The 13,616-nt window shown below is 50.4% G+C and carries 13 protein-coding genes and 1 tRNA gene; 4 read left to right on the top strand and 10 right to left on the bottom strand.

All coding sequences use genetic code 11. The features are described from left to right. Positions 1 to 59 precede the first annotated feature (59 nt). The 8 genes from BUB94_RS08595 to BUB94_RS08630 form a co-directional block, all read right to left on the bottom strand. Positions 60 to 581 carry a hypothetical protein gene (locus tag BUB94_RS08595; protein WP_073235998.1) on the bottom strand — a complete coding sequence of 174 codons (522 nt, stop codon included), beginning with the start codon at positions 579 to 581 and terminating at the stop codon, positions 60 to 62. Between the two features lie 362 nt (positions 582 to 943). Next, a complete protein-coding gene (locus tag BUB94_RS16435) occupies positions 944 to 1,192 on the bottom strand; it encodes a hypothetical protein (RefSeq protein ID WP_139258368.1) in 249 nt (82 codons plus the stop codon). 309 nt (positions 1,193 to 1,501) lie between these two features. Continuing rightward, positions 1,502 to 1,972: a hypothetical protein gene (locus tag BUB94_RS08605; protein ID WP_073159769.1), complete on the bottom strand. Its 471-nt coding sequence runs from the start codon at positions 1,970 to 1,972 to the stop codon at positions 1,502 to 1,504. 56 nt (positions 1,973 to 2,028) lie between these two features. Then, the gene (locus tag BUB94_RS08610) at positions 2,029 to 3,210 is read right to left on the bottom strand and encodes a glycosyltransferase family 2 protein (protein ID WP_249269377.1); all 1,182 of its coding nucleotides are present in this window, start codon (positions 3,208 to 3,210) and stop codon (positions 2,029 to 2,031) included. Beyond that, the gene (locus tag BUB94_RS08615; protein WP_088658847.1) at positions 3,195 to 3,659 is read right to left on the bottom strand and encodes a thioredoxin family protein; all 465 of its coding nucleotides are present in this window, start codon (positions 3,657 to 3,659) and stop codon (positions 3,195 to 3,197) included. Before BUB94_RS08615 ends, BUB94_RS08610 begins: the two co-directional genes overlap by 16 nt. Continuing rightward, positions 3,659 to 3,976 (bottom strand): hypothetical protein, encoded by a 318-nt coding sequence (locus BUB94_RS08620; protein ID WP_073236004.1) that lies wholly within the window; start codon positions 3,974 to 3,976, stop codon positions 3,659 to 3,661. The genes BUB94_RS08615 and BUB94_RS08620 overlap by 1 nt, the downstream gene beginning before the upstream one ends. Before the next feature lie 155 nt (positions 3,977 to 4,131). After that, positions 4,132 to 5,058, bottom strand: a complete 927-nt coding sequence (gene ftsY, locus BUB94_RS08625; RefSeq protein ID WP_073159763.1) for a signal recognition particle-docking protein FtsY — start codon at positions 5,056 to 5,058, stop codon at positions 4,132 to 4,134. A 21-nt stretch (positions 5,059 to 5,079) separates the two neighbouring features. After that, complete coding sequence (locus BUB94_RS08630) at positions 5,080 to 5,661, bottom strand: ATP-dependent Clp protease proteolytic subunit (protein ID WP_073236007.1); 582 nt, start codon at positions 5,659 to 5,661, stop codon at positions 5,080 to 5,082. Positions 5,662 to 6,129: 468 nt separating this feature from the next. On the opposite strand from BUB94_RS08630, the gene BUB94_RS08635 reads away from it, so the two are divergent. From BUB94_RS08635 to BUB94_RS08650, 4 genes are all read left to right on the top strand, one after another. Continuing rightward, a complete protein-coding gene (locus BUB94_RS08635) occupies positions 6,130 to 6,885 on the top strand; it encodes a type I 3-dehydroquinate dehydratase (RefSeq protein ID WP_073236010.1) in 756 nt (251 codons plus the stop codon). A gap of 112 nt (positions 6,886 to 6,997) precedes the next feature. Continuing rightward, positions 6,998 to 7,462 (top strand): PTS sugar transporter subunit IIA, encoded by a 465-nt coding sequence (locus BUB94_RS08640; RefSeq protein WP_073236013.1) that lies wholly within the window; start codon positions 6,998 to 7,000, stop codon positions 7,460 to 7,462. A gap of 62 nt (positions 7,463 to 7,524) precedes the next feature. Continuing rightward, positions 7,525 to 7,599: transfer RNA gene (locus tag BUB94_RS08645), tRNA-Val, on the top strand. A gap of 135 nt (positions 7,600 to 7,734) precedes the next feature. Further along, positions 7,735 to 9,036 (top strand): TolC family protein, encoded by a 1,302-nt coding sequence (locus tag BUB94_RS08650; RefSeq protein WP_073236015.1) that lies wholly within the window; start codon positions 7,735 to 7,737, stop codon positions 9,034 to 9,036. On the opposite strand, the gene BUB94_RS08655 is transcribed toward BUB94_RS08650, so the two are convergent. Both BUB94_RS08655 and BUB94_RS08660 read right to left on the bottom strand, forming a co-directional pair. Then, positions 9,037 to 12,021: a diguanylate cyclase domain-containing protein gene (locus BUB94_RS08655; protein ID WP_073236019.1), complete on the bottom strand. Its 2,985-nt coding sequence runs from the start codon at positions 12,019 to 12,021 to the stop codon at positions 9,037 to 9,039. A gap of 96 nt (positions 12,022 to 12,117) precedes the next feature. Beyond that, the gene (locus BUB94_RS08660; RefSeq protein ID WP_073236022.1) at positions 12,118 to 13,464 is read right to left on the bottom strand and encodes an MATE family efflux transporter; all 1,347 of its coding nucleotides are present in this window, start codon (positions 13,462 to 13,464) and stop codon (positions 12,118 to 12,120) included. Positions 13,465 to 13,616: the final 152 nt, after the last annotated feature.

Raw genomic sequence — 13,616 nt, forward strand, 5'->3', positions numbered from 1 at the left:
ATCAGGTATCAGGCGCCAGGCCGCATAGAAAAGGCTCCAGTTAAACTGGAGTCTTTTTTTTAAAAGTCAGCAACGATACCTAGACCCACGGGGAAAACAAGTTTATCATTATCGAGTCTGCCATAAAGCTCGTCAAAATTTGTATAGTAGCCGCCATCTCCAGCAAGGAACTGGAACCCAACTTCAACATAGGCTCCCAGATGCTTTGTTATCAGGTACTGAAAACCCAGGCCGAAAACCAGACGCCAGTAGTCAAACCTTCTGCAGGTTTCCTCCACATCGGCAAATTCACCATCTTCCAACCTAATCCTAAAGCCCTCCACTTCACCGGTCATCCAATCGGAGGAATGGAATACATAGGCGCCGGACAGTCCACTGAAACGATAGGCGACACCCATTCCACCAAAAAAATCATAATCGGTGCTAAAGTTCGACAAGTGGATGTTCGCAGAAAAATGATCATCCATCATGGTGTACCCGACACCGACTATTCCATGATAAGGTCCAAAACCGAGAGAAGCCTCAATTCCGGCAAAACTCAAACTGGCAAGAACCGATAGCAAGAAAACAAGTTTCCTCATAAACAACCTCCTATTCATTTTTTCCACTAACGCTTTAAAGACGGAACTATGTTACACAATGCTGGAGTACCTCCTGGCCTGTACGCAAAAGCCGAAGCCGCGCATATTCCCATGCGTAGTAATAAGTTCGCTTCATTTTTGGGCTGATTAGCCATAACCGTAGAACTATCAAAAACAAATTCTTTTATCGTATCAGAAAATCCAGACAGATTTACGGACAACGAATCCGACTTCACGGAAGCCTCTTTTGGAGCGACTTTAATTAATTGCGCAAGGCAGATTCCTTGAAAAAAAAGAACTACCAAAAGCATAAAATAGATCTGTATAGGTTTCATCATAGAGTCTCACCAGCACAACATTATTCAGCGATAAGAAAGAGTATACTTTGAAACAATCGCTTTACGAGTTTCGCTTGTTAAATTCTTGCTTGTTTTAGCCTTAAATTCCAAATCTTTATGTTTTACATAATGCAATCCAATCACTCCGTATTCAGATGCTTTAGTAAAATTCGTATTCTTTTCGTTCCCAGTCAATTGCGTATTAGCATTCGGGTTATAACCAGTTAAATCTTCATTCGGATTTGAAGGACTGCCCCCCGTTGAAAATTCCACAAAAGGTGTAATTTTACATCTTACAGTAATATCTTCCGTATCACAACATTTGTCCAGGTCAGTTTCATGGGAAGTTTTTGCACATGAAAAATTTCCATATCTATCATAACCACAATAACGCCATAATAGAGTAAACTATTTTTTTTATTCTTTGTTCTCCTTATCATTTGGCCCAAAGAATATAGCACAATTTTTCTTAAGTTGTTTACAATAGTGCAATTTTTCACACGCATTTATAAACTTAAAAAGGACTCCCCCACGGGAGCCCTTTTTTAAATGCAATAACGTTACCGATTAGCGGAGCGCAGCTTACAGTTCAATGAGAATGCCGGCTTGCACGTAAACGTATCCGTGGCCGTCGTGTTCCAGGAATTGGTAGCCGCCCATCAGCATGATAGAGGAATAGTCCCCATTCTTGATGTCAACGCCACCCCCTGCGCGCCAGAACATCTGATGGTCCGATCCGATCAGGTAGCCCCAATCGCCCGTTGCCACAGGAAGCATCTGACTGCCAATAGGCAAGCGCACCCAGGCACTGGCCGCAATCGGCACAAGGGACACATTGTCCAGTTCCTGATAGCCGCTACCGACACCCACAAAAAGCATCTGATCGATGGGGAACCAGAAATGGCCGTAAATGTTCAGGTTAAAACTGGTAATGTCGCTCCAGGCGTTTACCACACCGCCCTGCACATCCATGGTAAAGGCTCGGGCAGGAGTTGCGCCAAATCCGGCAACCAGTGTGAGCGCCAAGGCAAGACTCGCAAGCAGACGTTTCATACAAATTCCTTCTCGTTTTAAAATCAGACGTTCCGATCTAGCGATTCCACAAAAAACTAGGCTTCATCATCGCTTCGGGCTTCGCGTGCCCAGCCGCCACTTTTCTCGCGACCAAAGGCCATAAAGAATCCCTTAAGCATGGCGAAGTTCATCAAGAGGAAATAGTATCCGCTAGGAACAATCTTGAAGATCGCCACAAGAAGTCCAAGGACAAAGGCACCAAAGAAAATCTGGTACACCAGGCCGCTGGTCAGCAGAAGAACGTTGGAGATAAACAGCAAGATAAAGATGTGCGCAGAGAACCAACGCAGAATTTTATGAGAAAAGAAGAGGTAGGCGGTCAGGGGTCGGAACGGGTTCAGCAAAGGCAAGTAGGAGAACAGGAAGTTGAAATTGGCGCGGCCGATACGGACCTTGCGGCGGTATTCACCTGTAGATTCCTTGGAGGTCTGTTCCGTGCCGATAGCACTAGAAACGAAGGTGCAATAGTAACCCTTCTGCAAGACCTTGGTGGCAATAAAGAAGTCATCCATGACGCTCTTCTTCACCGGCAGTTCCGTATAAAGTTTACGGCGGATGGCATAGAGAGCGCCGTTGCCGCCAATCAGACGGTCCAGCACACCTTCGAACTTCTTGATTTCAGATTCCAGATCCCAGTAGGAGCTTTCGCCGCGGCCAAGAACGCTTCCGCTCTTGTCAGAAAGAATCAGGTGACCGCAGGCGCAGCCGATCTTTTCATCCTGGAAGGCGCGGACAAGTTTACGGACTACGTTAGGGAAAAACATGGTGTTGGCATCGCAAAGCAAGAGGATGTCATTCTTGGCGATTCCGTTAAGACGGTTCAGCATGGCGGCCTTGCCTGCATTCTTGGGAGCCTTCACCAAAGTGATTCCCTGGTCGGCATAGCGGGCGACAATTTCTGCAGTGCGGTCCGCAGAACCGTCATCGCCGATCAGAACTTCCAGCTTTTCCTTGGGGTAATCAATCTCAAGAATGTTCTGGATCTTGCGTTCGATAACAGCCTCTTCGTTGTAGGCAGAAATCAGGATAGACACCGTAGGCAGCTCACCGTCAGAGGCATCGCAGGACTTCTTGCGCTTGAAAAGCTCGCTGACAAAAGGAAGCGTTACAGGGAACAGCAGATAGCAGTGGATCAACAGCACCAGCATCGTCCAAAAGACAATCTGAACACCAAAGAGGAAATTTTCACCCATCAATTCGCTCATCGGGATATCCATTCCTTTTCTTTTTCTAGAAACTTGAGAAGCAATTCAAGCATCTCCTGGGGCGACATGGAATCCGTCACCGTCAGAATGCTCATGCCTTTCGGAGCCACCAACACAAAGGCGGGCAATGCGTTCAGCTCCCACACATCAAAATAACAACGTTGCACGGTATTCTTCTGACCGTCGCACATAATGGAATCCTGGGAATCCGCATCAAGCTTCACCGGGTAGAAGTACCGGTTCAGCGCATCAGCCACCATAGGATTCATATACACGTTCTTGTCCATGACACGACAGGGAACGCACCAGTCCGCATATAAGTCCACGAACACCAGCTTGGGTTTGGACTTAGCCAGCGCGAAGGCCTCGCTGTACCCCATCCAATGGACCAGGCTCTTAGGTTCCTGCGGGTCGGCAAAGGCGCAGACCGCGGCAAACAAGATCAAGAACAGGAGTCGCATCAGTCATCACCTCCCTTAGGCTTCCTTTGCTGAAGCATAGGATTCGCGGGCTTAACCGGAGGAGAATGGGGAACCGATTTGGAAGCCCTGACATTATCTTCCTTGCGGTCCGCCAACAAAGTGTCTAACTGAGCCACCACGGCCTTCTGGAATACGACCCACTGCTTTTCATCGTCCAGCAGTTTTTCGGTCTCGGCCAGGAACTGTTCGCGGGTATAGCCATGCTTCTTGATGATTTCCTGACGCAGAATACGGGCCGACGGAGAATCTGCCCCAAACGTCATTTCCACCACGCGCATTTCCACAAAGGCGTCCACAAAATTCGAATTATACGATTCTTCTTTTTGGCATGACGTCAGAAAGGGTAACGCAAACAATAAAACAACGGCGCCAAGGCGCCTAGCAAAAAACGCAAAAGAAGGGGCGGCAAGACGCCCCTCCTCAAAACATGCTTTTTTGCAAGACAAAAACATTAGCCTTCGCTCTTTTCGTCCAGTGCGTTTTCGAAGAGTCCGTCTACGTATTCACGCTTGTTGAACTCCACCAGCTGGTCGATGCGTTCGCCCATGCCAATCCAGCGGATAGGAATCTGCAGGGAGCTGGCGATAGAAAGCACGGCGCCACCGCGGGCGGTACCATCCAACTTGGTCACCACCAGGCCCGTCAGCGGGAAACTCTGGTTGAAGATCTTGGTCTGGTTGATGGTGTTCTGTCCGGTATTGCCGTCAATGACCAGCCACATGTCGTGGGGCATATCCGGATTTACCTTCTTGATGACGCGGACAATCTTCTTCAGTTCTTCCATCAGGTAGTCTTTATTGTGCAGACGTCCAGCCGTATCGATCAGAACCACGTCGCAACCGCGGGCCTGGGCAGCCTGGCAGGCGTCATAGGCAACCGCAGCCGGGTCAGAGCCTTCCTGATGCTTCACGAATTCCGCACCGGAACGTTCGGCCCAGGTTTCCAGCTGGTCGATGGCAGCAGCACGGAAGGTATCGCAGGCAGCGATCATCACCTTCTTGCCTTCGCCAATAAGACGAGCCGCAAGCTTGCCGATGGTCGTGGTCTTTCCGGCGCCGTTCACGCCAATCACCAGAACCACATGGGGCTTACCCTTCAGTTCGAACTTGGGAGGATCCTTCAGAAGGCGTTCCGCCTCGTTACGCATAATATCAAGGACCTGCTCCGTAGTCAGGGACTTGCCCAGGGCGTTTTCGCGGAGAGCGTCGGTCAGGAGGAATGCCGCCTCCACGCCAACGTCGGCCTTGATCAGATGTTCTTCAAGATCTTCCAGGGTGTCGTCGGTAATCTTACCGGCGCCAACAATACCCTTCAACTCCCCGATCAGGGCGTCGCGGGTCTTGGCAAGACCATTCTTAATGGCTGAAAAAAATCCCATAGTTTTCTCGCGGGCAATAAATTAAAGCTTGCTTTCGACGATATCAACCAGGCCGTACTTCTTGGCCTCTTCGGCACTCATGAAGTTGTCGCGTTCTGTATCGCGGTCGATTTCTTCGATGGTGTGGCCAGAAGTTTCTGCAAGAATCTGGCCGGTGATGTTACGGATGCGCAGCATTTCTTCGGCCTGAATCTGGATATCGCTTGCGGGGGCAACGATTTCGCCGTGGATCAGGGGCTGGTGAATCATGATGCGGGCATTGGGCCATGCATAGCGCTTGCCCTTGGCACCGGAAGTCAGCAACACGGCACCCATAGAGGCAGCCTGGCCACAGCAAACGGTAACCACATCACTCTGGATGGCGTTCATGCAGTCATAAATAGCGAGACCACTAGAAATAACGCCACCGGGGCTGTTGATATAAAGAGTAATATCGTCGTGATTCAGGGAATCCAGGTAAAGAAGCTGCTTCACGATACGTTCGGCACTTTCATCATCCACGCCGCCCCAAAGGAAAATGCGACGGTTGTTGGCCAAGTATTCTTCGGCCTTCTTCATCATGTCCGGAGTCTGGGCTTCTTTCTTTTCGTTACAATCTGCCATAAATAGCATCCTTTAATGCAATCTTTTTGTTCAAGGTTAATATTAGCAATTTATATATCGTCAGATTTTTAAGAACTGTCAAAAAGGAGTGAATAGTGAACAGTGAAGGGAGGGTGTCATTCTGAACTCGTTTCAGGATCCCACTGTTTTTAATTATGAATTACGAGATATGAATTGCAAATTATAAAGTTAGGCACCACCGACGCGATTATAAAAACTCATATCTCGTATCTGATATCTAGATCCTTCGCTTCGCTCAGGATGACAGCCAAGCGCCTGTAGCCTGTTGCCTCATACCTGACACCTAATTCCGGCGCCTCCGGCGCGATTATTAAACTCATGGCTCAAAGCTGAACGCTCATGGCTGAACAAGTCGCCTCCGGCGCGATTATCTAGCTCACCGCTCACAACTCATCGCTCATCACTAAAGGCGCCCCCTCCCCCCGCTCCTTTGCTATATTTACGCCCATGACCAGTTCAACCAAGTATCTTGTCGGCCTCATTGGCCCCGCCGCCCTAGAAGCCGCAGAAAAAGACGCCAACCATCCGGTTCGCAAGGATTTTGACCGCTGCACCGCCGTAGAAATCCGTTACGATTTCTTTGAAGAAAGCCAGTGGCCAGGCCTCTCCGCCCGCGTCCGCAAGGTAGCTCCCGGCAAGCTGCAGATCGGCACCATCCGTCTCAAGCACGACGGCGGCACCTTCCCCGATGCCCGCGTGGTAGACCGCATGGAACTGTGGAGCAAGATTCTGGATGCCGCCGAAGTCCCCGAATGGCTGGACCTGGAACGAGACTACCTGGCCAACTACAGCAAGCTGCACGACATGGCCGCCCTCCGCAGGGTCAAGCTGCTCATTTCGGAACACAACTTCGAAAGGGTTCCTAGCGACGCCGAACTGGAAGAATACGCCAAGGAACTGTTGCAGTTCAAGGCACCCGGTCTGAAGATCGCCGCCATGAGCAATTCCGAAAACGACTGCGACCGCCTCTACAAGTTCATCAAGAAGAATTTCAAGAAATTCGAACTTTTCGCCGCCTTCGGCATGGGCGAAACCGGCAAGGTCAGCCGCCTCTGGAGCCTAAAAGAGGGCGCAAATCTGACCTACGGCGCCATCGGAAAGGCCGAAGCACCCGGCCAAATTGACGTCTTGACCATGAAAAACGCCCTGGAAAGCGAAACTGCACTCAACTCGCAGACAGAATTATTGGCTTTTTTACGTTAAAAACGGCAATTTTTAATATTTTCTGACTACATCTGCATTTGGGGACTCCCCAAATGCGATTTTTTTTCTAAAATATCTATTTACAGACATTTACAAAAGGACTAAGGACAATATGCGTCTTTCCGAAAGATTTGTTGACAATTGCATCTTGATCAATTCCGCCAGCACCACCAAGGAAGCTATCCTGAACGAGCTGGTGGACACGCTCTGCAGTGCCTACAAACTGGATCACCGCGACGAAATTTTCGATGCAGTATGGAACCGCGAACAGAGCCGTTCTACCGGTATCGGTTGCGGACTGGCCGTACCCCACGCCAAGATTGACTACGTGGACCGCATGTGCATGGTGGCAGCCACCATCGAAAACGGTCTGGACTTCGCTTCTTTCGATGGCGAACCGGTCTACCTGATCATCCTCATTGTCAGCCCGGGCAACACCGTTGGCCCCCACCTGAAGGCCCTGTCCTCCGTCAGCCGTCTGCTAGCCGATGGCGGCGTCCGTAAGGATTTGATTGCCTCCAAGACCCCGGCTGAATTCCTGACCATCCTCAAGGCCGCCGAAGATAAGTACCTGTAAGGCAAAACTCTTCTTGCCCCTTGACAACCCCAAAAGTTGTTTATATATTTGGCTCACACTTCGGACGGTTAGCTCAGTTGGTTTAGAGCGCTGCTTTCACACGGCAGAGGTCATTGGTTCAAATCCAATACCGTCCACTGAAAAAAGACCTGGCAATACGCCGGGTCTTTTTCTTATTGCCACCATAGCCACACCACTTTTTCTATTTTGTATTCGCCGTTCGCCACGATTGCCCGAGGCAACGAAACCGCCACCTCAGGCATCCAAAGGTCATGATCAACTCGAAAGCATTTTTCTACGGATTTATCGCCAGTGCAACCGCGCTCTGGGCAGCAAACGGCACATGGACCCTCGAAGAATGCCTTGATCAGGCCAAAAAGGCAAGCCTCTCCCTGGAAGCAGCCAAGCTCAAGGAACAGTCCGCCGACATTTCTGTAAGGCAGGCCCAGGCTAGCGGCGGCCCCACTGTCAGCGCAAGCATCGGCAACTCCATTTACGACCGCCCCCTGGCCGCCCACCCCCAGGACCACTACCGTTTTTCTGTAGGCGTTTCCGGCTCCTATACCCTCTGGGATGGCGGATCCTCCAAGCTGAACACCGAAGCGTCTCAGCTGTCCAAGGAAGCCACAGTCCTCGCCACCAAGCAGACCGAGCGTTCCATTCAAGAAAGTGTGCTGAACGCCTACATGAGCCTGCTGGCCGCCCAGGAAAACCTGCGCACCGCCGACGCCTCCGTCGAACTGGCCCAAGCCGAATTTGAAAATTACGGTAAGCTGTACGAAGCGGGCTCCGTCACCAAGAAGGATTTGACCCAGTCCCAGTCCAGCGTTTTGCAGAAACAAGTTTCCCAGCTGACCGCCCAGCTGAATGTCAGCACCGCCAAGACCACCCTGCGCCAGCTTATGGAAGTGGACGCCAGCGACAGCATGAACGTGGTGGCCCTAGAGGCTAACGTTTCTACCCCCGACTCCCTAGAGGCTCTTCCGCCCTACGAACAATTACAGGCAGACGCACGTATTGCGAACCCGGGTCTAAAATCAGACAGTATTTCCGTGAAGGCCGCCAAGAAGAACACCGAAGTGGCCGGCAAGAATAGCTCCATTACCGTCACTCTGGGCGCAAGCTCCACAACAGGATTTACAGGTTTTGAGTCAGACCAGTACGGCAAACAGATGAAGGAAGGCTGGACAAACACGCTTTCCCTGAACATCAATATTCCCATCATCGATAACGGCTCCACCGAAAACAAGGTGCTGCAGGCCCAGGTGAACGAAGCCTCTTCCCAGGTAGCCCTCCAGGAATCCGCAAAAAATCTGGAGAACAACATCGAGAAGCTGTACATCAACGCCATGAGTGCCGATATGCAGTGGAAGGCCGCCAGCCTCCAGGTCGATGCCGAAACAGAAGCCCTGGCCGTCGCCGAAGAACAGCGCAACGCAGGCGCCCTCACTTATACCGATTATCTTTCCCAGAAAAACAACTTGGAAAAAGCCAAGGTCACCTTGACCAACGCCAAGTACACAAGCCTTCTGGCCCGCAAGCTCCTGGAACTTTACCAGGGCAAGCTGGACTAATTACTGGCGAACAGAAAGTCTGGAACGACCGTTTTCCTTAGACTTGTACAGAAGCTTATCAGCAGACTGATACAGTTCATTGAAGGTGTTCATCTCTTCGTTAGAGATAATGGCACCCATAGAAAGGCTGGTTCCCTTTGCAGCCATCTTCAAGGTCATGTTGATCTTATCGAAAATCTGCTGGGCGCGTTCATACATAAATTCATCGGAGCTTTCTTTCTTAAAGAACAGGGCTGCCGCAAATTCATCGCCGCCCATACGTCCGGCAATGTCATCTCGACGCAAGGAAGAAAGCAAGGTCTGACCGATAAGATTCAGGAACTCGTCACCGGCGACATGGCCATAGGTGTCGTTGTATTCCTTGAATTTGTCTACATCCAGCATCAACAGCATCACCTTGCACTTGCCTTCCAGCAACTTGAATTCCGTATCACTCTTGAAGGCGTTTCGGGTCAACAGGCCGGTCAGGGAATCCCTGCGGTAAGCATTTTCCCACTGAGCCTGCTGACGGCGAACCTTGTTACGTTCCATGTCAGCCATGATACGCAAAGTATAGGTGTCCGCCACATCGGCCACAATGACCTCGGCACGACCGGACCTGGTGGCAGAATCAAAATAACGACGACCGTAGCACAGTACGTAAATAACAGAACCGTCCTTACGCATGATACGATGTTCAAAGAACGCACTGGGATTCTTGCCAAGCGCTTCTGTAATCTGGCAGACATATTCGGTACGGTCTTCAGGCGGCAGCAAGTCCGTCTGGTTCATGCGATTCTTTTGAATATCCAACGCACTAAATCCAGTTAGACGTTCAAAGTCCTTGTCAAAATCAATAATGTTATTCTGCTCGTCCAGGGTATAGCGGACATAGCGCAGGTTATGCACACTATGGAAGGAATTGGCAGAACTTGCACCTTGAGTCAATTCATCCCTGACCACTTCACGGACTTCTTCGGAAACCGCCTCGGCCACTTCCGAAGCCTTGGAAGGCAGCGCCTCGATCATCTGGATGAATTCAGAAACAATGTTGGGGTCGAACTGAGTACCGGCGCAGCGCTTCAGTTCCTCGATAGCCACATCCTGAGGCAGGGCCTTACGATAGGCACGGGTATTCACCATGGCATCGAAGGCATCCACCACCGCAATAATTCTAGAAAGCAGGGGGATCGATTCGCGGGCCAGACCATCCGGGTAACCGGCACCATCCCAACGTTCATGATGGTGCAAAATCATATCGGCGATACCGCAAAGTTCCGGAGAACTCTGGGCAATCTGATAACCCTTCACCGGATGAGTTCGCAGAGTATCCCATTCTTCGGCAGTCAGCTTGCCGGGCTTGTTCAAAATTTCAAGGGGAACACCGATCTTGCCAATATCATGCAGGAGGCACAGCAGGGAAAGGTCGCTCAACTGCACGTCGTTCAGGCCGATACGGCGGCCAAGTTCCGCGCCCATCAGCTGAGTTCTGCGGACATGTTCCTCGGTATCGTTGTCACTTTCCTGCAGGGCCTGCACCAGGGAATTCAGGATTACGGAATGGTTGGATTCCTTACACAGCAGTTTTTTCTGCTTAAGTCCCTTTATGGCAAGACCTATGCCTTCCAGCATATTGTCGGAACTTCTACATACGCTGACACCATACTGGATTTTAGGTTCAAACTTTTCTTCCAGCGCCTTCAAGGAGTCAACAACTATTTCTTCGGACCCACCGGCGCAGAATGCAATGAGAATAGCATCTTGACCGCGAACAAAATAGGCATCATCCGGGAAATAGTTACGCATCAAGTCTGCCAGTTCCTTAATGCAACGGTCACCGGCATGCCGGCCCTTAGAGCCGTTAATAAACGACAAGCCCATAATGTCGCAGGCAAGAACAACCAGGTCTCCGCGAGCAACGTCCTTGTTTTCTTCGGAATAGAAAACGAAATCATCCCAGTTATGGAAACCGGTCAGAGGATCCGTCGCGAGAACCGCATTGGAGAACATGAACAGTCGGCCAATGATGCGGCCACGCTTATTACGCAACGTTCTAAAGTCGCAACGCAGAGGCTTCTTGCCGGCATCTGTTTCGGCATAGCACTGCACCACGTAATTCTCGTAATTGTCCTTGATGTTCACGCCGCACATATCGGTGAATTCACGCAGCGGCAGCATATCCCTAAATTTAAGCCTAGGGAACTGCTTATACACCATATCGTTGTAGAGAATCAGACGGTTTTCGTAATCAAACAGCATGAGTCCCTGGTCGATATTCTCGAAGACACTCATCTTGAACAGATTTGTCATGCCCTTGATAGAATACTGGAAGCAGGCCCAATAGAACGCATAGGCGCCAATGCTATAGCCAAGAATGGAATAATCAAGGAAGTTGTACTTGGAAAGACCCGGCAGGAACAGGAATACGGCATTGATCGCCACAATGGAAACTACACCTGCGACGGCATAAAGGAACTGCCTCTTATATTCCAGGGGAACACTGACCAACTTATAAAGCAAGAAGTAAACGCAAGTCGCCACCATGGCGTAGCAGAAAAACAGATGCACGTAGAAAAGGCCATGCATGTTATAGCTGTACTTGGCGAATTCCGTTGCACGGGGAACATAGCTTATGGCGATTTCACAGAAGGGATTAATGGCAAAGACAATGATATCGACAAGAATAATGAAATGGGCGGCCATGAAATGCCCCCTACCAACAGCCGAGTTCCTAAACTTGCAAAAATCACGAATGAACATCACGAGGCAGAGCAGCATGATGTCGATACACACGAAATAGACGCTGGACAGGCAGGAATATACGAAGTAATCGTCAACAAGAACGCTAACCAGATAGCTCAAGTCCACAAAGGCGCAGCCAACACAGGTCGCACCCAAGGCCTTCCCCTGAACGCCACCCTTTCTAAAAGAGACAATGGCCAGGAGAGAATCCAACACCGCAATAAACAGCGAGGCAACAATATATCCAATCAGGAAATTAGACAAAAAAACTCCGCAAAACAAAAATCACCCAATTTATAAGTATAAAAATAAAATCTCGTGGCAAAAAATGCGTTTACCACAATGGGAAATTTTTGTGTTTTAATTCTGTTTCTGGCGGCGGCGACGTTCTAACCAAGCGTAGACCGTGATGCAAATCACAACCGATAGGAAGGACCCCGACAAAGTGGCGATTCCCATAGGGAACAGGGTATCCGGATACCAGACCGAAGCGAGGTAGGCTCCGGGCACCCTGAGAGTCACAATGGACACGGCATTGTGAATAAACGAAGCAAGCGAAAGCCCGCAGGCACAGAAGTATCCGCTGAAGCAGAAATGAATTCCCGCCACCATGCAGTCAAAAACGTAAGCGTGCAGATACTGGGCCCCAAACTTTACAACCTGGAGGTCATCGGTAAATAGGGCAAGGACCGGTTCCGAAACGAACTGGAAGAGGATTCCGCAGACCAGGCCAAAACCGGCAGCGATACCGATGCCGCAATACAACGTCTGTCGGGCACGATCATAACGGTCGGCACCGATGCACTGGGCGCTAATGGCAGAAACCGTAGAGAGCATGGCCGACGGCACCAAAAACAGGAAGCAGATTATCTTTTCGACGACCCCCACCGCCGCGGCAATTTCAAGGCCGCGGGAGTTGGCAATCAGCGTAATAAACAGGAACGAAATCTGGATAAAGCCTTCCTGGCAGGCCACGGGGAATCCGATTTTCAGCAAGGACCACATAAGCGCCTTGTTCAGGCGGAAATCCCGTCGGCACAGCCCCACCCCAAAACGTACCCGTTCAAGCCGGATAGCCGCAAGGGTAACGACCACACAGAACAGCTGGGAAAGCACCGTGGCAAGCGCAGCCCCGGTCGGCCCCATTCCCAGAGGCCCGACAAAAAGGTAATCCAGCGCAATATTCACCACGCAGGAAGCCGTCACAAAATACATGGGGCTCTTGGTATCGCCAAGACCGCGGAAAGCGGCGGCAATGACATTATAGGCCGTAATAAAGGGAACGCCCAGAAAACATATAACCAGGTAACGGACTGTTCCGGACACAGCCTCTGCAGGCGTCGAAAGCAACGAGACAATCTGGGGAGCCGTCGCCAGGAGCACCGCCGTAAACAGGATGGCCACCACAGCAAAGATCACCACCGTATTTCCGAGAATCCGGCTAAGGCTCCTATGACGTTTCGCCCCCACGGCTTGCCCCATAAGGACCGTCGCCCCCATGGTAAGCCCAATAAGAATTACCGTCACGAAATGCATGACCTGACTGCCAACAGCCACAGCCGTAATCCCCGCCGCATCGGTAAACTGACCGATAATGAACAGGTCCGCCATGCCGTAAAGGGTCTGCAAAAAGTTCGCAATCAAGAACGGGACCGAGAAAAGTCCGATGTTCTTTAGGATATTTCCTTCGTATAGATTGCGCGGCATAGGGGGTAATTTAGAAATTAAACGACCGATGTTGCAGGGTTGAAACACCATACGTTTCGGGATGAAATGAGTTTTATGGGGAACGCAGACAAAAAACGCATACTATAAAAAATTCGCCCAAAAGAACCGCTTTTTAAAAAGTTGGCACGGCC

The sequence above is a fragment of the Fibrobacter sp. UWH9 genome (genome assembly GCF_900129715.1).
GTDB lineage: Bacteria > Fibrobacterota > Fibrobacteria > Fibrobacterales > Fibrobacteraceae > Fibrobacter.

Coding starts and splice junctions, on each gene's coding strand:
- BUB94_RS08595 (WP_073235998.1), bottom strand. CDS start 581: ATGAGGAAACTTGTTTTCTTGCTATCGGTTCTTGCCAGTTTGAGTTTT.
- BUB94_RS08605 (WP_073159769.1), bottom strand. CDS start 1,972: ATGAAACGTCTGCTTGCGAGTCTTGCCTTGGCGCTCACACTGGTTGCC.
- BUB94_RS08610 (WP_249269377.1), bottom strand. CDS start 3,210: ATGGATATCCCGATGAGCGAATTGATGGGTGAAAATTTCCTCTTTGGT.
- BUB94_RS08615 (WP_088658847.1), bottom strand. CDS start 3,659: ATGCGACTCCTGTTCTTGATCTTGTTTGCCGCGGTCTGCGCCTTTGCC.
- ftsY (WP_073159763.1), bottom strand. CDS start 5,058: ATGGGATTTTTTTCAGCCATTAAGAATGGTCTTGCCAAGACCCGCGAC.
- BUB94_RS08630 (WP_073236007.1), bottom strand. CDS start 5,661: ATGGCAGATTGTAACGAAAAGAAAGAAGCCCAGACTCCGGACATGATG.
- BUB94_RS08635 (WP_073236010.1), top strand. CDS start 6,130: ATGACCAGTTCAACCAAGTATCTTGTCGGCCTCATTGGCCCCGCCGCC.
- BUB94_RS08640 (WP_073236013.1), top strand. CDS start 6,998: ATGCGTCTTTCCGAAAGATTTGTTGACAATTGCATCTTGATCAATTCC.
- BUB94_RS08650 (WP_073236015.1), top strand. CDS start 7,735: ATGATCAACTCGAAAGCATTTTTCTACGGATTTATCGCCAGTGCAACC.
- BUB94_RS08660 (WP_073236022.1), bottom strand. CDS start 13,464: ATGCCGCGCAATCTATACGAAGGAAATATCCTAAAGAACATCGGACTT.